This window comes from Rhizobium sp. SRI_017 (genome assembly GCF_057586295.1).
Genome location: NZ_JBYCZP010000112.1, coordinates 1 through 274 on the forward strand (window position 1 = coordinate 1; position 274 = coordinate 274).

The 274-nt window shown below is 63.1% G+C and carries 1 protein-coding gene; it reads right to left on the minus strand.

The annotated features are described in order from the left end of the window. A partial coding sequence (locus AC2YI2_RS35275) for a CheR family methyltransferase (RefSeq protein ID WP_487391157.1) occupies positions 1–274 on the minus strand: 274 nt, incomplete at both ends.

The following is a 274-nucleotide window of genomic DNA, read 5'->3' on the forward strand; positions in this document are numbered from 1 at the left end:
AAGCCGGGCGAACCCGACCTTGGAACGCAGGCGCGCACTGATGCGAACATCGGTGCGACCCCTCTCGCGCGCCACCATTACATATTTCTGCTGGATGCTCTTCGGCACGGGTGCCACCATGTCGCGCGGATAGACTCCGCGCTGCGCCGCCTGCAACACATCGGTCGACAGGTCCGTCGCCAGGATGCGATAATCAACCTCGCGATTGGCGCTCACGAATTCCTGCAGAACCATCGCCATCGTATAGGGCTCGGCACCCGTCGAGCAGGCCGAG